Source organism: Rhodococcus sp. no. 34, assembly GCF_054589475.1.
Genome location: NZ_BAAILK010000024.1, coordinates 1 through 17,960, shown reverse-complemented (window position 1 = coordinate 17,960; position 17,960 = coordinate 1). Strand labels below are relative to the sequence as shown.

18 protein-coding genes are annotated in these 17,960 nt (G+C 63.5%); 10 read left to right on the top strand and 8 right to left on the bottom strand.

The window, feature by feature from the left end:
* The coding region (locus ACYP01_RS07940) for an MFS transporter (RefSeq protein ID WP_459679288.1) at positions 1–512 on the bottom strand (512 nt) is incomplete at its 3' end.
* A 111-nt stretch (positions 513–623) separates the two neighbouring features.
* Here ACYP01_RS07940 and ACYP01_RS07935 point away from each other — a divergent pair.
* The 3 genes from ACYP01_RS07935 (at position 624) to ACYP01_RS07925 (ending at position 2,855) form a co-directional block, all read left to right on the top strand.
* A complete protein-coding gene (locus ACYP01_RS07935) occupies positions 624–1,397 on the top strand; it encodes a PIG-L family deacetylase (RefSeq protein WP_003942001.1) in 774 nt (257 codons plus the stop codon).
* 64 nt (positions 1,398–1,461) lie between these two features.
* Complete coding sequence (locus ACYP01_RS07930; protein ID WP_003942017.1) at positions 1,462–1,854, top strand: PaaI family thioesterase; 393 nt, start codon at positions 1,462–1,464, stop codon at positions 1,852–1,854.
* Positions 1,851–2,855, top strand: coding sequence for a tocopherol cyclase family protein (locus ACYP01_RS07925; protein ID WP_007735336.1), 1,005 nt, complete (start codon positions 1,851–1,853; stop codon positions 2,853–2,855). The genes ACYP01_RS07930 and ACYP01_RS07925 overlap by 4 nt, the downstream gene beginning before the upstream one ends.
* Here ACYP01_RS07925 and ACYP01_RS07920 read toward each other — a convergent pair.
* The gene (locus tag ACYP01_RS07920; RefSeq protein ID WP_459679285.1) at positions 2,821–3,690 is read right to left on the bottom strand and encodes a LysR family transcriptional regulator; all 870 of its coding nucleotides are present in this window, start codon (positions 3,688–3,690) and stop codon (positions 2,821–2,823) included. The two genes, ACYP01_RS07925 and ACYP01_RS07920, sit on opposite strands and share 35 nt — an antisense overlap.
* Before the next feature lie 70 nt (positions 3,691–3,760).
* Between ACYP01_RS07920 and ACYP01_RS07915 the strand changes: the two genes are divergently transcribed.
* Entirely contained in the window at positions 3,761–4,120 is a 360-nt protein-coding gene (locus ACYP01_RS07915) for a YybH family protein (protein WP_054187841.1), read from the top strand.
* Positions 4,121–4,135: 15 nt separating this feature from the next.
* On the opposite strand, the gene ACYP01_RS07910 is transcribed toward ACYP01_RS07915, so the two are convergent.
* Positions 4,136–5,407, bottom strand: a complete 1,272-nt coding sequence (locus ACYP01_RS07910; RefSeq protein WP_459679283.1) for an ROK family protein — start codon at positions 5,405–5,407, stop codon at positions 4,136–4,138.
* Between the two features lie 342 nt (positions 5,408–5,749).
* Between ACYP01_RS07910 and ACYP01_RS07905 the strand changes: the two genes are divergently transcribed.
* Genes ACYP01_RS07905 through ACYP01_RS07895 form a run of 3 tightly spaced genes read left to right on the top strand, consistent with a single transcriptional unit; the run spans position 5,750 to position 9,810 of the window.
* Positions 5,750–6,727, top strand: coding sequence for a TauD/TfdA dioxygenase family protein (locus ACYP01_RS07905; RefSeq protein ID WP_003942011.1), 978 nt, complete (start codon positions 5,750–5,752; stop codon positions 6,725–6,727).
* Entirely contained in the window at positions 6,724–9,045 is a 2,322-nt protein-coding gene (locus ACYP01_RS07900; RefSeq protein ID WP_459679280.1) for an arylsulfatase, read from the top strand. The genes ACYP01_RS07905 and ACYP01_RS07900 overlap by 4 nt, the downstream gene beginning before the upstream one ends.
* Before the next feature lie 15 nt (positions 9,046–9,060).
* Positions 9,061–9,810: an SDR family NAD(P)-dependent oxidoreductase gene (locus ACYP01_RS07895; RefSeq protein WP_003942076.1), complete on the top strand. Its 750-nt coding sequence runs from the start codon at positions 9,061–9,063 to the stop codon at positions 9,808–9,810.
* Positions 9,811–9,825: 15 nt separating this feature from the next.
* On the opposite strand, the gene ACYP01_RS07890 is transcribed toward ACYP01_RS07895, so the two are convergent.
* The 4 genes from ACYP01_RS07890 to ACYP01_RS07875 form a co-directional block, all read right to left on the bottom strand.
* The gene (locus ACYP01_RS07890) at positions 9,826–10,584 is read right to left on the bottom strand and encodes an ESX secretion-associated protein EspG (RefSeq protein ID WP_459679278.1); all 759 of its coding nucleotides are present in this window, start codon (positions 10,582–10,584) and stop codon (positions 9,826–9,828) included.
* Positions 10,581–12,119 (bottom strand): hypothetical protein, encoded by a 1,539-nt coding sequence (locus ACYP01_RS07885; protein ID WP_459679276.1) that lies wholly within the window; start codon positions 12,117–12,119, stop codon positions 10,581–10,583. Before ACYP01_RS07885 ends, ACYP01_RS07890 begins: the two co-directional genes overlap by 4 nt.
* A 120-nt stretch (positions 12,120–12,239) precedes the next feature.
* Positions 12,240–13,436 (bottom strand): L,D-transpeptidase, encoded by a 1,197-nt coding sequence (locus ACYP01_RS07880; RefSeq protein ID WP_039973478.1) that lies wholly within the window; start codon positions 13,434–13,436, stop codon positions 12,240–12,242.
* A 32-nt stretch (positions 13,437–13,468) separates the two neighbouring features.
* Positions 13,469–14,560, bottom strand: a complete 1,092-nt coding sequence (locus tag ACYP01_RS07875) for a UDP-N-acetylmuramate dehydrogenase (RefSeq protein ID WP_459679272.1) — start codon at positions 14,558–14,560, stop codon at positions 13,469–13,471.
* Between the two features lie 26 nt (positions 14,561–14,586).
* Between ACYP01_RS07875 and ACYP01_RS07870 the strand changes: the two genes are divergently transcribed.
* From ACYP01_RS07870 to ACYP01_RS07860, 3 genes are all read left to right on the top strand, one after another.
* A complete protein-coding gene (locus ACYP01_RS07870) occupies positions 14,587–15,084 on the top strand; it encodes a DUF2505 domain-containing protein (RefSeq protein ID WP_054826635.1) in 498 nt (165 codons plus the stop codon).
* A 76-nt stretch (positions 15,085–15,160) separates the two neighbouring features.
* On the top strand, positions 15,161–15,661 hold the full coding sequence (locus ACYP01_RS07865) for a DUF2505 domain-containing protein (protein WP_007735352.1): 501 nt from the start codon (positions 15,161–15,163) through the stop codon (positions 15,659–15,661).
* Positions 15,662–15,668: 7 nt separating this feature from the next.
* Positions 15,669–16,457 carry a hypothetical protein gene (locus tag ACYP01_RS07860; protein ID WP_003941937.1) on the top strand — a complete coding sequence of 263 codons (789 nt, stop codon included), beginning with the start codon at positions 15,669–15,671 and terminating at the stop codon, positions 16,455–16,457.
* 70 nt (positions 16,458–16,527) lie between these two features.
* Here ACYP01_RS07860 and ACYP01_RS07855 read toward each other — a convergent pair.
* The coding region (locus ACYP01_RS07855) for an Ig-like domain-containing protein (protein WP_459679268.1) at positions 16,528–17,960 on the bottom strand (1,433 nt) is incomplete at its 5' end.

Sequence of the window (17,960 nt, the reverse complement as noted above, 5' to 3'; positions counted from 1 at the left end):
AGACCTACCGATATGACCGGGCCCGCCACGAAGCAGAGCTCGTCCACCACCGATTCGAAGGCGAAGGCGGTGCGCAGCTGAGGTTTTCCGACATAGATCGCCACCCACCTGGCGCGAATCATCGCGCCGATCGTCGGAGTGGCGCCGCCGGGGACGACCAGAACGAACAGCAGCCAGTCGGGAGCTTCCATCCGGACTGCGAGCAGGAGCGCCCCGATCGCGGTGACGCTCACGGCTGCGGCAATCGGCAGGACCGCTCGCTGTCCGAAGCGGTCGACCGCACGCGAGACCGCGGGCGCGATGATCGCCGACGAGAGCGCAAAAACCGCGGCGAGCGCGCCGGCGAGCGCGTAGTCACCACGAAGTTGCGAGATCATCGTCACGATTCCGATACCGATCATGGCGATCGGCAGCCTTGCGACAAATCCGGCGGCCGAGAAGGCGACCGATCCGGGGGCGGCAAAGATCTCGCGGTAGGCGCTCAGCAGGCCTTTGTTGGTGGATTCGCTCATGTCAGCTTCTCGTGCACTGAACAAGGTTCACAGAGCCGAGGCCGACTCGACAAATCGTTTTCACTGTGCGCTCGGGTTGACCTGTCGGTAACTTGCCTTACGATTGCGCGAATGAGTGTCCTGGTGTGTTTCCACGCCCATCCCGATGACGAAGTTTTCACCACGGGCGGCGTGATGAGAATGGCCGCCGACGCAGGTCACCGCGTCGTAGTCGTCACCGCTACCGACGGTGCTCTCGGTGAATTCCCCGACGGACTGTTGGACGAATACGAGACGTTGGCTCAGCGCCGCAGCCGTGAGCTCGAGGCGTCCACCGACGCGTTGGGTGCCAGTCGCGTCGTGTCCCTGCACTACCCGGATTCGGGGATGGTGGGTACGCCCGAGAACGAGAATCCGGAAGCGTTCTGCAACGTCGACGTCGAGAAGGCCGCCGAGCGTCTGGCCGAGGTTCTTCGTGAAGAGAACGCCGATGTCCTGACCATCTACGACCCCAACGGCGGATACGGCCACCCGGATCACATCCAGGTCCACCACGTCGGCGTTCGTGCTGCAGAACTCGCGGGCACGCCGTTCGTCTACGAGGCGTCCACCAACCGCGATCACATGAAGATGCTGATGCAGGCCAACCCCGAGTGGACCGAGGAGGCGCAGCCGCCGGACATCGAATCGTTCGGGCTTCCGGCTGACCAACTCACCACCGCGGTCGACGTCAGTTCGGTGATCTCGTCCAAGCGCGCGGCCATGTACGCGCACGCAACGCAGGTCGGCGATTTCGGCCCGTTCCTCGAAATGCCGACGGAGCAGCTCGCCGCGGCATTCGGCACCGAGTGGTTCCGTCGTCGCAACGCGCCGGAAGGGCTGTCGGAAACCGCCCTGCCCCTGTGAGTCACCGCCCTCGATAAACCGAAGTCCCGACGGAGGTTTCGGCGGCTCGTTAACATCGGTAGGCATGGACCTCGAACAACTTGTCGCGAGCATGCCTTTTGCAGTTCACACCGGAATTCAGTTGGACAGCGCGGCACCCGAACAGGTTGTCGGCCATCTGGATTGGGACAGCCACCGCACCACCGCCGGCAACGGAATGCACGGCGGCGCCTTGATGACGCTGGCAGACAGCGTCGGCGCCGTCTGTGCATTCCTCAATCTGCCGCCCGGCGCAAGTACGTCCACCACCAGTTCGTCGACCGTCTTCACTCGCGGCGTGCGCAAGGGCACGGTCACCGCCACCGCCCGGCCACTGCACGCGGGGCGCAGCACCGTCGCGGTGGTGACCGAGATCCGCGACGACGAGGGCCGCCTCGTCGCTCAGGTCACCGCATCACAGGCAGTACTGGGACCGTGAAGCTTCCCGCGTACCGCGCCTCGGGTGCCACCCTGCCGTACGGCAATCTGCTTGCCTCCCATGACGTTGCGATGGAGGGTTACTTCTGGCGATTCACGATGCCAGACAGCGGACGGGTGGTGATCGCGCTCGCCGGAATCAACAAGGCCGACGGCGGCAGCTGGTCGACGCTCGGTCTCGCGGCACACCCAGGCGGATTCCTCCGCACTGCTGAGCATCCGAATGGATCCGCCGATCCCCGTATCCTGGGGGCCTACGCCGACAACGCTTTCCGCGGCAATGCCGATCGACTCCAGGTCGATTTCGGCGACAGTCATCTCGACGTACGCATCAGTAATCAGCGATTCTGGCCGCACCGCCGCTTCGGGGGGTCGAGTTACTTCCAATCAGTTCCCGCACTCAATCAGTACTGGCATCCGTGGCTGCTCGGCGGCCGGGTCGAGGGAAGCGCCGTCATCGACGGACAGAGCTGGGATCTCACCGGAGCGCAGGTGTACGGCGAGAAGAACTGGGGAAAGGGAGGATTCCCGGAATCCTGGTGGTGGGGACAGGCACAGGGGTTCACCGATCCTCGAGCCTGCGTGGCGTTTGCCGGCGGACAGGTCAGCGCCGGACCTCTGCGCACCGAAGTCACCGCCGTCGTTGCCGCGCTACCGGACGGAACGGTGTTGCGGCTGGGTAATCCTCTGACGTCACAGGTGGAGACGACGGTGTCCGACGATCGCTGGACGCTTCGGGGTTACAGCCGGAAGTGGAGCGTCGACATCGACGGGACCGCACCCATCGCCGACGCACACATACTTCCTGTTCCGATACCTGCCGAGCGTCGAAACGTGCCAGGAGCGCTCGAGCATCTCGGTGGAACGATGTCGGTCATCGTCCGGCGACGCGGCACCATCGTCTGGAAGGACAGGTCGAGGTTGGCTGCTCTCGAGCACGGCGGATTGGATCGGGCACAGGCCGAACTCACTCGGCGGGAACAGCTCTCGCAAGATCGATGAGAGCGGAGGCCGCAGGATTCTTGCCGCCCGACGAACGCCAGACCAATTCCAGCCGAGATCGCGCCTCCGGTTCGAGATCGATCCGATGCAACTCCCCCACTGCCGACTCGGGAAGCACGGCCATTCCCAGCCCCTGCGCTGCCAATGAAACGATGATGCCGAGGTTGCTTGCCTCGAGCGCAACCGTCGGCGTGGTGCCGGCCGCGGCGCACGCGAAGTTCAGACACGTCCTGATACCGGTTCCCTCCGGCAGACAGATGACCGATCGCGTGGCGAGCTCGGCAAACGGTAGAGACGACAACTCGGCCAGCGGATGATCCGTTGCCACTCCGGCCACCAGTCGTTCGTCGGTGATCACCCTCGATTCGAGCCCTTCCGGCAGCTCTCCCGCCACCCCGATGACGGCTATGTCGAAGGTTCCGTCCGACACTCCGGCGAGCAGACTGCGCGAATCGTCCTCGGACAGCGAGATGTCCAGGCCGGGGTGTCTGGTGTGCAACCGACTGAGCAGATCGGTCAGATCGGCGGAGGCACAGGCGGTGACCATCCCGACCGAAACGGAGCCGCGAACAAGTCCGTTCAGGGCATCGACAGCGTCGCGGGTGCTCTGAACGGAAGCAAGTGCAGCGTAGGCGTGTGGGAGGACAGCTCGCCCGGCGTCGGTCAGACGAACGGTTCGACCACTACGGTCGAGCAATTCCTGCCCCAGCTCACGTTCCAGCCTTTTGACCTGCGCACTCACACCCGGCTGGGCTACGTGAAGCCGCTCGGCGGCGCGAGTGAAATTAGCTTCCTCAACGACAGCGACAAAGTACTCGAGTTGCCGAAGTTCCATAACTGCTAATTCTAGCTGCGAGACAAACTAGATCTTGGACTTATCGCCGGTGCGGTAGAACGATGGAAGCATGACAACAACAGATGACGTTCAGAAGGCCGGAACCCCGGAAGACATCGCGAAGCTTTTCGTGCAGTTCGCCAACGCTGGTGACGCAGACGCCGTCGCCGCACTTTACGAGGAGGATGCGGTGATGGCCTTCCCGCCCGGGTCCCTCACCGTGGGCCGCCAAGCCATCCGCGAGGTGATCTCTCAGATGCTGGCAGCTGCACCGAGATTCACCGTCGAGGAATCTCTACCGACGGTGATCAGCGGCGACCTGGCCATGACCTCGACCAAACCTTCCGACGGAACCGGCGGGCGCACGCAGGTCGCGCGCCGCCAGCCCGACGGATCTTGGTTGCGAGTCTTGGATCGACCGGAACTCTGACTACCCTCTTCGCAGTCAGACGGCCGACGCGCGGCGCATAGCCGCAGCGGGATCAGCAAACAGTGAGCTCAGTGACACGACCGTGGAAGCGTATTCCTGAACCCGATTGCCGAAACCGGTAATTCGAATGTCCTTACGCTCCAAGGAGGATGCCGTCGAGAAAGCCTCGGCGACATGGGGCACCCCGGCCGGATAGTCGGTGAATGCCTGACCACCCAGAATCACACGATCCGGGTTGAACAGGTCACGCAGCATCGCCACTGTCCGGCCGAGGACGCGTGCTCGATCAACCAGAAGCTCGTGTGCCGGAATGGAACCCGACGACGCTGCCCGGTAGACTTCCGCGATCGTGACACGCTCGCTGCCCTGGATCACGGCGCCCGAAGACAAAGCCTGCGCGACTACGGCGCGGTCACTGATCGTCGCTTCAAGGCAACCCACGGCTCCGCAGGTGCACCGTGCGGACGAACCGGTGGGGAGGTGCGCGATCGAACCGGGTCCGCTGGACGGCGTGTGCACTCGCCCCTCGAAAGTGATTGCGATGCCGGCAGTTTCACGAGCGTAGAAGTACAAGCCGGTAGTGCCCGGCGTCGGGGCTTCGGCACGATCGGTGCTGAGCAGAAGTTCCGACGCGGCCATCGCCTCGACGTGGGCGGCTACCGATACAGGGAGATCCAAGCCGGCTCCGATGATGGACCCGACCTTGGCGCCCTTCCATCCCAGACGCGGGTGATCGACGACTCCGGTCGCTGAATCGACGCGACCGCCGATGGCCACGCCGACGGCGAGCGGACGACGCTTGTGCCACCGCGAGGCAAAGGATTTGGCCGAGCGCGCAATGGTGGCAAGCGCGACAGCAGAATTGGTGGCAGGCGTCGGAATCTCGACGGCGCCGAGCACCTTTCCTCGAATGTCGCTGGCAATGATGCTGGTGACGACGGCACCGATGTGGATGCCGACTGTCAGATAAGGCTCGTGGTTGACCTCGAACGGAACTCGCGGACGCCCGATTGCTCCGGAGGCCGTCAGGTCCGCGCGTTCGCGCAGGATCCCGAGGTCCAGCAGGCTCGTGACCTGCCGGTTCACGGTGGCGATGCTCAGCCCTGATGCCTTTGCCGCAGTGTCACGTGAGAGCGGCCCACGGGATCGAGCAATGCGCAACACAGTCGCGGACGGACCGTCGGCGATGCGTAGTTCGGGCGCAACTATCTGGGTACGGGTCCGGGTTCCCGAGAGCGCGGTTCGCGATCGGATGTTCGGAATGGCGGAGATTGTGGGTGTCGACATGGCTGTCCCTTGCAGAAGGAGGAGAAGGCGCATATCTCTGTCGACCGAGAAATCAGTGTTTCCACTGGTCACACGAAGAAATAGACAGAAAAGGCGCAGAAATTAGCTGCAGAAAGAACGGCGGCGACAACACAGCTCTCGCGCCAGAGGCAGACGCGAACCAAGCGCAGCGGTCACATAGGTGACCCGCAAAGCGGCAGGCTGGTCGGTCGACATGGCTCCAAAAGTAGCAGCTTCACCGAGATTCACAAATCAGGTGCGGTAACGATCACACTGAACGCAACCCTGTCGGGGCGAAATCTCGCGTGTTTGGGTGGGCACACTCCCCACGAAAGGTGCACCATGTCTACAGCTTTCGCCAAGCCGACCCTCACGAATTCGGTATCAACGAACGGAGCGGCCGTTGACGCCGCTCGCGGCACTGTCACCACCCTCGGCGCGCATATCGGCGCCCGAATCGACGGAATCACTCTCGGCGGGCATCTCGACCCGGCGACGATTTCCCTCATCCGGCAAGCACTTCTCGAACACAAGGTGATCTTCTTTCGCGGGCAAGACCACCTCGACAACGATTCGCAGTACGAGTTCGCCCATCTGCTGGGTACCCCGACTACTGCCCACCCCACCGTGAAGTCGCACGGCGCAAAAGTTCTGCCCATCGACTCGGACCTGGGCAAGGCCAACAGCTGGCACACCGACGTCACCTTCGTCGACCGCATCCCCAAGGCTTCGATCCTGCGCGCGGTGCAGCTACCCGAATACGGCGGTTCCACGACGTGGGCGTCAGGGGTAGCCGCCTACAACGGACTGCCGGATCCGCTCAAGGCGCTCGCGGAGAACCTCTGGGCTCGCCACACGAACGTCTACGACTATGCGGCAACCAGCGCCGAGCGGCTCACCGAAGATCGCACGGCCGCCTACCGCGAGGAGTTCCAGTCCACGTACTTCGAGACGGAACACCCGGTGGTGCGGGTCCACCCCGAAACCGGAGAACGCACGCTCGTCCTCGGACATTTTGTCAAGAACTTCGTCGGGTTGAGCACCGAACAGTCGAACGGTGTATTCAAGCTCTTGCAGGATCACGCCATCAAGCTCGAGTACACGACGCGGTGGAACTGGGAAGCGGGTGATGTCGCGATCTGGGACAACCGCGCCACCCAGCACTACGCGATCGCCGACTACGACGATCAGTACCGGCGTCTGGAGCGCATCACTCTTGCCGGCGACATCCCGGTCAACATCCACGGGGAACGAAGCCGCAGCATCGCCGGCGACGCTTCCGAATACTCGATCATCGAAGGCGCCTCGACTCTCCCATGACTTCACCGGATTCCGCCCCTCCTCCGCACGCCCGCGGATACGAAGGCTTCGAGGGTCGAATCGGCCGCACCGCAGCCGATTCGACCCCGTCGTGGCCCACCTCCACGACCCCGATTCCCGGATCACCCAACATCGTCGTGGTTCTGATCGACGACATGGGGTACAGCGACATCGGGCCGTTCGGCTCCGAGATCGAGACTCCCACCCTCGACCGCCTTGCCGCGCAGGGCATTCGGATGACCAACTATCACACGACGCCCCTCTGCTCGCCGTCGCGCGCAGCTCTTCTCACCGGCCTGAATCCGCACCGCGCCGGGTACGGCTTTGTTGCCAACGCCGATCCGGGCTACCCCGGACTGCGTCTGGAATTGGCCGACGACGTCCAGACACTCCCCGAAATCCTCCGCGGCGCGGGCTATGCGACCTATGCCGTCGGCAAGTGGCACCTCGTACGCGACGCCAACCTGGCCCCGGGACGAAGTCGTGACTCCTGGCCGACGCAGCGCGGTTTCGATCGCTACTACGGCTCACTCGAAGGCCTCAACTCCTTCTACTATCCCAATCAACTGATCTCCGACAATTCTGTGGTCGACGTGGACGAGTACCCCGAGGGCTACTACCTCACCGACGATCTGACCGACAAAGCGGTCGGGTACATCAAGGACCTCCGCGCCCACGATCAGGACAAGCCGTTCTTCCTCTACTTCGCACACGTCGCCATGCACGGACCGTTGCAGGCCAAGCCTGCCGACCAGGAAAAATACCGCGGCCGCTACGACGAAGGGTGGGATCGAATCCGCGAGTCGCGGTTCGCCTCTCAGCTCGTGCAAGGCCTCTTTCCGGAAGGTACGCAGCAAGCACCGCGAAACTCCGAACCCGGCTTCGACGTCCCCGAATGGGATTCACTCACGCCGGAAGTGCAGTCCAGGTTCGCCCGCTACATGGAGGTGTACGCGGCGATGGTCGACTCGATCGATCAGAGCGTCGGACGCATCGTCGACACCCTGGACGAACTCGGCGAGCTCGACAACACGATCATCGTCTTCACCTCCGACAACGGCGGCACCGCCGAGGGCGGTTCGGACGGAACCCGAAGCTACTTCGCACAGTTCGCGCATATTCAGGATCCGGACTGGGTGGGCGATGTCCCCCACGACGAATCCCTCATCGGCGGCCCTGAATTGGGCGTCCACTATCCACGTGGATGGGGACAGACGTCCAACACCCCGTTCCGGTTCTACAAAGGGCAATCCTTTGCCGGCGGGATCCGTGTTCCTTTTCTCCTGTCCTGGCCCGCTGGATTGAAACCCGGAGCAGACGACAACGGGATTCGCGACCAGTTCGCGTACGTCACCGACCTGACCCCCACGCTGCTCGAACTGGCCGGAATCGACGCACCCAGTGTGCGAAACGGGCTCCCGGTGAAAGAGTTCGACGGGGTGTCTTCCGCGCCCGTTCTGCGTTCGTCTGCCGCTCCGAGCACTCACACCGAGCAGTACACCGAGATGACCGGCAACCGTGGCTACTACAAGGACGGCTGGAAACTGCTGGCTCTCACCCCAGCGGACATAGACAAACCACACTGGCAGTTGTTCGACGTCCGCACCGACCCGACCGAGCTCGACGACCTGGCATCACGGTTTCCCGACAAGGTTCGCGAACTCGCCGAGGCCTGGGACCACTCGGCGTGGGCGAACACCGTGTTTCCTCTACTCGGCAATACCGTCGGCGCGGTTCGCCGTCCGGAGGAAGGAGCACTCTCACGCCCGGTGCGACTACTTGCCGGAACGCCCCCGCTGGAGCGCTACCGCTCATCCAAGCTGATCGGGTTCCGCGACTTCGACATCACGGTCGAACTCGACGGTTACCGCGAAGGTGACGCCGGTGTCCTTGTCGCCCATGGCGATCCGCAGGGTGGGTACCTTCTCTACGTCGAGGACGGGCATCTGCATCTCGGGTACAACGCGTTCGGTTCCTACTCCGTTGTCGACGCCGGACCGCTGGCGCTCGGCACCGAACGCATCGAGCTGTCGGTGACGGTGGTACCGCGGTTGCGTTGGGATCTCCACGTCAGCGTCGACGGCATTCACGCGGGCCAGCTGCTCGAGCAAGTACAACTGGTGGGAATGGCGCCGTGGACCGGCATCTCGGTCGGTGTCGACGCCAGGGGACCTGTGTCGTGGGAGGTACGACGACGCCATGGTCCCTTCCGGTACAGCGGCGCGCTGCGCGCCGTCACCTACACACCCGGCCGGATACAAGTACCGCGTCGTCACATCGAATCCATCGAAAGGGAAGCAGAGTATGCCGCCGACTAGCCCTACGATTGCATCATGACCATTTCTTCCGATGCCCGCATCGCCGTAGTCACCGGAGCCAGCTCCGGAATCGGTGAGGCCACCGCCCGCACCCTGGCAGCTCAGGGATTCCACGTCGTGATCGGTGCTCGCCGCGTCGATCGTCTCGAGAAGATCGCCGAGGAAATCGGTGGTACCGCTCTCGAACTCGACGTCACCGACGAGGATTCCGTCGACGCGTTTGCGGCCGTGGTCCCACGTGTCGACGTGTTGGTCAACAACGCGGGTGGTGCAAAGGGTCTGGCAACAGTCCTGGACGCCGATCTGGACGACTGGCGGTGGATGTGGGAGACCAATGTTCTGGGCACGTTGCGTGTGACGAAGGCACTGCTGCCCAAGCTGATCGATTCGGGTGACGGTCTGGTCGTGACCATCACCTCGGTGGCCGCGCTGGAGGCATACGACAACGGCTCGGGCTACACCACCGCCAAGCACGCTCAAGCCGTCCTTCATCGGACATTGCGTGGTGAACTGTTGGGCAAGCCCGTTCGACTGACCGAAATCGCGCCGGGAGCCGTCGAGACGGAGTTCTCACTCGTCCGGTTCGAGGGCGATCAGGACAAGGCCGACAAGGTGTACGAGGGAATCACACCGTTGGTGGCGCAGGACATCGCCGAGATCATCGGTTTTGTCGCGTCGCGGCCGTCACATGTGAACCTCGATCAGATCATCGTCAAGCCGAGGGATCAGGCAAGCCCCGGTCGGTTCCACCGCACCACCAGCTAGTTCGAATCGTTCTGACTAACCAGTGCGAATCACCCGGTGCAGGACGAGGCCGAGATTGCGTGCAATCTCGGCCTCCGTCATTTCCGTGGAAGCGCTACGGGCACTTACGGTTTCACCAGCGGTGACGATGTACCGACCATCTCCGGCATAGTCGTACCAGTGGAACGTTATTCCGTCGTCTGTCGGTCTGCTGTCCACCGCTCCTCCCGGGTATGTGGTGACTTCACCTATCGAGGTCCGCTCTCGGCCGAAGAATCTGCTCACTTCCTCGCTCCCGCGCGCACCGGCAGCACTGCTCAGAAAGCTCGCTCTACCGGAAGTTTTCGGCCTTTCGATGCTCACACCACGCTCCGATCCAGCGGGGCAGGTCGGCAGTTGATCGACGAGCATCCGTGGAATTGCCGATGGGCGTACCACGGTGAAAACCACGTCGGAGCCACAGTCGACAGTCCTGCCGGGCAGTTGAGTCAGGAGCACCCCCAGGTCGCCGGCAACAACGCCGTGCAATCGCGTCACCGTACTCATGTTCTGCCCGTGAAAACCGGAAACCTCCACGCGAGCATCAGGATTCGCAAGAGCACCGAGAACGTGATGCAGCCGATCGTCGAGCAACCAAGCCAGGTGTGCTCCCGCTCGACGTCGCTCTTCTGTCAGCTCGTTCATGGTTTCGGCCGTCGGACGAAACCGCAGCGGGTACGGGAGTCTGTCACGTCCGACCGCTTCCCAGAGAATCTGGAATTCGAGGCCGGTGAACTGCCACTGCATGGTGGTCATTCGCCCAGCACCGCCGGGGAGACCATCGGTAGGTCGCCGACCAGGGCATTGCCGTTCTCGACGGTGACGAGGTAGCCGGGGGTGTCGTGAACGTTGTCTTCGTCTTGCCCTTGCCCTCGTCCCGGTGCCATGCCGCCGACGCCACCCGTCGCGCCCCGACCGCTCTGCGCGCCCGTCGCCGAGGTACCGCCAGTTCCGTTGACGCCCCCACGCCCGCCATTGGCGAGGCCACCGGTGCCGCCAGGGCCGAGGGCTCCGACTCCGGTTCCGCCTGGCCCGAAGCCTCCGGTACCGATTCCACCAGCAGGACCACCACCCGAACCGCTACCTACCAGGCCTGACGGCGTTCCGGAACCAAGCTGAGCGCCATTCGGAGTTGCACCTGCCAGGCCACCTGGCGCTGCACCGGCCGGCAGTGGGCCGGCATGTGCCGCCGTGGTCCCGGCCGGGTCGGAATCGGTTCCGGATCGAACTGCATCGACGTTCGGATTCCCTTGGGCATCAACGCCGCTACGGTTGTCACCATTTCCGGAATCGGTGCCGGATGGATTCTGACCGGAACCGTCTCCGGCCGGGTTTGCACCGCCGGAGTTTCCACCGTCCGCTCCCCCACCGACTCCGCCACCCGATGTAGATGGCGTGCCGAGCCCGTTTCCTGGACCCGAAAAGTTCCCGCCGTCGGCACCACCACCACCGAATGCACCGCCACTTCCAGCCCCGCCACTTCCAGCCCCTCCACCGCCGGTGACCGGATTGAATGCGGCCGGGAGGATCGGCACCTGATCGTCCGCACGCTTCATGGACGGCAGATACACGTCCTTCATCACCTGGCGCGCTTGACGTTCGGCTTCTTCCGCTTCGTATTGGGCCTGCTTCCATGTAGCCCCGGGAACCATGCTGAGAAACCTCTCGACCGTCGAGGCGCCGTCGGGTGCCGGAATCGAGCGTTTTGCCTCGTCGAGTGCGATCTTCGCCTCCTCGATCTTGTTCGAGATCAGATCGACCCGCACCTTCAGCTCACCCGCATCAGCCGAGTAGGCCAGCACTGCTTCCAGCGCAGCCGAGCCGCCGCGCCCCTGCCAGCCTTCGGTGATCGCACCGTTCACGTCGTTCTGGAACTTCCCGATGCCGGCTTCGACCCGGCCTGCAATGGCCTTCCAAGCCTCACCGATCGCGCTCAGGGTTGCCGGATTCATCTCGTTGACGTGGTCGAAGATTTCGGAGTGCGACATCGCATCGAACGGATCGTCGTCCACGATTGCGTGTTCGCTGTACTCGAGCGACGACGTCTGAGCGGTGAGGGCATCGCGCTCACCCCAGGCTCGTGCGCGCTCCACATCGGCGTCGACGGTCGCAGCAGCCATCTCGTCGTCGAACGCGCCGCGGTCGTCGGTTATGGATTGCACCAGAGCAGATGTAGCGATTGCGCTCGCGATGGGAGTGCCGACAACTGGCAATGCCGCCACGCCGGGAGGCACGGCCTGCGTCGCATCGGAGATTCTTCCCAGCACGTCTTCCAGAAATGGAATGCCCACCGCTGTCCCCCTGAAGTCGAAAACCCCCGTCGGACTCCCCCGAGCCGACAGCACTTACCTGTACAGACGCAAGCAGAGCCCGGACGGTTCCCTCATCCACGGATTTACCGCAGTACAGAGTTACGGCAGTGCCGACATCGACTTCCAGGTCGGCAGATCGATTGCCCAGTCGTAGATGTCGCCGTCCGCAGGAGACAGGTCGATCGACGTGCCGGTCACCTCGACGGGGTCACCGTAGAGGGCCGTTCCGAAGTATTCCTGCGCGTCGGATGTCGACAGGTTGATGCAACCGTTCGTGACGTTCGACGAGCCCTGCACCCCGGTGGTCTCAGGATTGGCGTGGATGAATTCGCCGTTGTTGGAGATGCGCACCGCCCAACGCTCACGCACGTTCTCGTAGAACGGCGGATTGGACATCATGAAGTCTTCGTACTTCTCCGTCACCATGTGAATGCCGCTGCGCGTGACGTTGCGAGGTTCGTTTCCCTCGCCGTAGCTGACGGGAATGTCCATGATCGTCTGACCGTCGCGCACCACCTGCATGCGGTGGCTCGGCGCATTCGCCTTCACGATCTGGCTACGACCGATCGTGAAGTCGAGCGTGAGATCCTGGTCGCCGAAGGCGCCACCGCCGTAGTTCAAGCCGTAGAGCTTGGCGTCCAGATGGACAGTCGTGCCCGGCACCCAGTAATCGGCCGGACGCCAATGGGCCCGCGATCCGCCGTTGTCGTCGGCCAGCCAAGCCCACGATCCGGCGGTGGGCGGCACGGTGGTCACGACAAGCGCCTTCTCGACGGCCGCCTTGTCGACGACGGAGTTGTCGAACTGCAACGTGATCGGTGCCGCGATACCAACTTCTTGGCCGTCGGCGATGTTGAGGGTGGCGCCGGTGGTCGACTCCGGGGCAACCGTCGTAAAGCTCCCTTGGACTGGCACGGATTTACCGTCGGTTCCGGTTGCCGAGCCTGACCACGAATACGTGGTGCCGTAGCCGAGTGCCTCACTGACGGTGAACGATGTCTTGTCGGGCGACAGTTGTCCGGCGACGGCTTTACCGGCTGCGTTGCTGAGGTTGACGTCGGACAGCGTTCCCTGGGTCACGGCTACCGAGACGGGGGCGACCGGGCTGACATCTTTGGTGCCGGGCGCCGGCGTCGACACCACGGTCGCCACCGGTGCTGGTTCGGCGGCCGCCGCGCCGCCCTGTCCGTCCTTGCCGCCGATCGTGCAGCCGACGACGGCCACCATCACAGCGAGCAATACAGCTACCAACGCAACAAGACGCGAACGACTTCTCCTACCACCCAGCTCATGCACTTCAACAGGCTACCTGCGGGCTCTGTCAGGAATCAGACGGTGCAGCCCACAGTTACCGGTTCCGGTTCCAGGTGGACACCGAACGCGGCTTCGACGCCGTCGCGCACTGTCCGCGCGAGCGAGACCACATCCGCACTCGTTGCAGACCCTCTGTTGGTCAACGCCAAGGTGTGTTTGGTCGACAGCCTGGCCGGTGCATCTTCACCGGGATAACCCTTGGAGAATCCGGCCCGTTCGATCAACCATCCGGCCGAGAGCTTGGTTCCACCACTGCCCGGGAACTGCGGCACGGTGACGTCCCCGAGCTGTTCGGCGATTACTCCGAGCACAGCGGGCAGCTTGTCGTCCGGCACCACGGGGTTGGTGAAGAAGGAACCCGCGCTCCAGGTGTCGTGGTCGTACGGATCGAGCACCATCGCCTTACCCGTCCGAAGTCCCAGAACTGCCTCGCGGACCTGCGACGCAGGTAACCGCTCGCCTTCTTCTGCCCCCAGCGCGGTGAACAGTTCGCGGTACGCGAGCGGGGCACTCAGTCCATCGGTCGACGCGTCGAATTCGACGGCGAGAACCAGTGCTGCGTCCGAATGCTTGAGGACGCTCGACCGGTAACCCAAGTCGAGTTTCGACGGTTCGACCCACGACACTTCGCCATTGCGTCGGTCGAGCAGTTGAACTCGCCGGAGTCGCGAGCCCACCTCGACGCCGTACGCGCCGACGTTCTGCACCGGCGTCGCACCGGTCGAGCCCGGAATCCCGGACAGGCACTCGAGGCCACCCAGTTCCGCGGCGACGGATTGGCCGACTACTTCGTCCCACACCGCGCCCGCTTCGGCAACGACGCGGTCCGTGTCGAGGCTCACGGTGGTGTTGGCCACACGAACGACAACTCCGTCGAATCCCGAGTCGGAGATCACGAGATTGGATCCGCCGGCGAGAATCAGCGTCGGGATCTGCTCGCGATCGAGCAGCGTCACGACGTCGATCAACGACTGCGTCGTCGGGCATTCGGCGAGCAGCCGCGCCGGTCCCCCGATTCGGAGCGTCGTCAATCCTGACAAGTCAACGTTCTCGGATACGAAAGCGCCTGATTCCACGACGCGTCTGCCAATGGTTACGTCCCACACATCGATAAACGGTAGCCTCCACAATCGTGAGCCGTCGCATCGAGCATTCGTCGAAGTACACAGTCCCCGCCGAGAAGGTCCATGAGGCGGTGACCTCCGAGCAGTACTGGCGCGACCGAATCGTCGCTGTCGGTGGTCCCGGCGCGGCGATCGAAGAGCTGACCGTTCGCGACGAGACCGTCGCGGTCACGATGTCGCAGATCATTGCCGCAGAGCACCTCCCCAGCATGGTGTCGAAAGTCGTCAACGGCGACATCGTCATCAAGCGCAGTGAAACGATGGCGCCTTTCAAGGATGGCAAGGCCACCGGCACCTTCTCCGCCCACGTCGACGGCGTTCCCGCCCGTGTCGAGGGCACGCAGGTGCTGACAGGTGACGAGAACTCCGCCACTCTCGAGATCGACGGTGAGGTCGAGGTCAAGATCCCGTTCCTCGGCGGAAAGATCGAAAGTGCGATTGTCGACGAGGTTGTCCGGCTCATCCAGGCCGAACAGGACTTCACCCGGGAGTGGATCACGAAGTAAAATCCTGCGGGCGGCGATGGTTGTGGATACAGCCAATTTGGCTTGTCACAGCGCGTAACAGGTATTCTTTCCGATCATGGCTCGCCGCATCGACTACTCCGCCCGCTATCAGCACTCCCCCGAGCAGGTCTATGCGGCACTGGCGGACCGCTCGTACTGGGAGGCCCGTGTCGAGGAGATGCGCAAGCATTCCGAGAACCATGTGGAACATTTCGAGGTCACCGATTCCGGAATCGATCTCGTGCTGCACCACATTCTCCCGCGCACCGATTTGCCGGACATTGCTCAGACGGTGATGAAGAAGGATCTGGTCATCACTCGTAAGGAGTCGTACGGCGCCTTCGGTGACACCGTGACCGGAACGTACGAAGCGTCCATCCCGGCCGGGCCGGGGAGTTTGTCCGGCACCATGGAGTTGTTCGCGACCGATACCGGGTCCACGCTGCGAACCACGTCCGAGGCCAAGGTCTTCATACCGTTCATCGGCGCGAAGTTGGAGCAACTGATGCTCATCAACCTCGTAGATCTGTTCCGCACCGAAGCTCAGGTCACGGCGACCTGGCTCGCCGCACGCTGAAGCCGGCGTGAAGAAGGCTCCACCCCCGAAGATCGAGGGGGTCATCACCCGTGGCACGACGGGGATCAACAGACTGCGACGTAGTGACCGGTGGATCGTGCACAACCGCACTATCGCGCACGCCCTGAACAACGCGACCGATCCGTTGATCGTCGACCTCGGGTACGGGGCGAGGCCCGACACCACCTTCGAGATGGCAAGCCGCCTCACCGCTGTCCGGCGGGATCGACGCGTCATCGGGCTCGAGATCGACCCCGCCCGCGTGGTCGAGAGTCGTGACGGTGTCAGCTTCGCCCGTGGTGGATTCGAACTTGCCGGTCTCACACCCGTCTTCGTACGCGCCTTCAACGTGCTCCGGCAGTACCCGGAGGAGGCTGTGGACTCTGCGTGGTCACACATTCAGTCCGGTCTCGCACCGGGCGGGCTGCTACTCGACGGAACCTGCGACGAACTCGGAAGGCGTTGCGCTTGGGTGCTTCTCGACGCTGATCGTCCATTGACCCTGACACTGGCCTGGGACCCCTTCGACATCGAGCGTCCTTCCGACATCGCGGAACGTCTCCCGAAGGCTCTCATCCACCGCAACGTTCCCGGTGAGCCGATCCACGCGTTGCTCAGCGCGGCCGATCGAGCCTGGGCCACCGCCGCGCCGCACGCCTCGTTCGGACCTCGCCATCGTTGGGCCGCCGCATTGGAAATTCTTCGGGCGCAAGGAATTCCCGTGCAACCCGCGCGGCGACGTCTTCGTGACTGCATCCTGACCGTGCCCTGGCACGTCGTAGCGCCGAATCCCTGAACTCACAGACGGGAAACGCCCCGCCGCGGAGGTGTTCTCCGCGGCGGGGCGTCCGTGTGCAGGCGTCGGGCTAGGACCCGAAGATGTTTTCCAGGCTTCCCAGTGAACCGGTCGAACTGCCGCCGTTGCCGGGATCGCCGCCGTCGGACGCTGCCGTTACCTTGACGGTGACTGCGGCCTGGGTCTCGGAACCGAGATAGCCGTCAGTTCCACTGAACACCGCGGTGATTCGGCGATCTCCGAGTTCAGTGAAGGTGTGCGAGAGCGTGGCCTTACCGTTCACCACGGCAACCGGTCCACCGATCGGGGTGGTTCCGTCCATGAACTGGACCGTTCCTGCGCTGAGCGTAGGTACCACTGCCGCAACAAGATCGACCTTCGCGCCCTTGACCGCTGACGCCGGAGCGCTCACGGTGACGGACGTTTCCTGATCCTCCGCGGCCGGAGCCGTGACCGAAACCGACTGAGCAGCCGAGGTAGAGGTGAGGAATCCTGTTGCACCCGAGTAGACGGCCGTGATGTCGTGCGTACCGACGCTCGCGAACTCGTGCATGATCGACGCCTTGCCCTCGACGACCGGCACCGGTGAGCCGAGATTGCCCGAGCCGTCCTTGAACTGCACTGTGCCGCCAACCGGCGTCGGCGTGACGGTTACGGACAGACCAACTGCCGTACCGGTTTTTGCATCCGCCGGAACGGTCAAGACCGTCTGGGTCTGCTGGTCGGTGGGAGCCGGCGCCTTGACGTTCACGGTCTGGGCGTTCGATGTCGAGCCCAGGTAGTTACCCGAACCCGAGAACACTGCGGTGATGCTGTACTCACCCGCCACGTTGAAGATCGGCGTGGTTGTCGCTTTTCCGGTTGCGTCCACGGGAATCGGGGAGCCCAGATCCCTGCCACTTTCCTTGAACTGCACGGTGCCACCTGCAACACCGGTCGAGACCGAGGCAGTGAACGACAATGTCTCTCCGGTCGAAGCGGTCGACGGGCCGACGAGGGTAGTCGTTGTGTTCTCCTCGACCACCACCGGAGCGACTGTCAACGCATGTGGCGCCGACGTCGAAGTCTGGTAGACACCGGAACCGGAGTACACCGCCACGATCGAATGCGCTCCGACTGCATAGGAATTCGTCAGCGAAGCCTTGCCGTTGGCATCGACGGGAACGGCGCCGCCGAGGTCGGTTGCACCGTCCTTGAACTGCACCGTGCCACCCGCCGGAGTGGGCGACACCGTAGCCTCGACGGTCACGGACTCACCTGCAACTGCACTTGCGGGACCGGTGATCGCGGTTGCAGTGCTCTTGTCCGCTTCGGACACTACGACGTCGACAGCCGACGACGTGGAGGTCGCCACCTTTGCATTACCGAGATACTTGGCCGTCACGCTGTGGGTTCGGACGTCAGCCGGTGTCCAGGCAAGTGTTGCAACACCATTACCGAGCGCGCCCGCACCGATCTTGGTGGCACCGTCGAAGAACTCCACCGAATCACCGTCGGCACCAC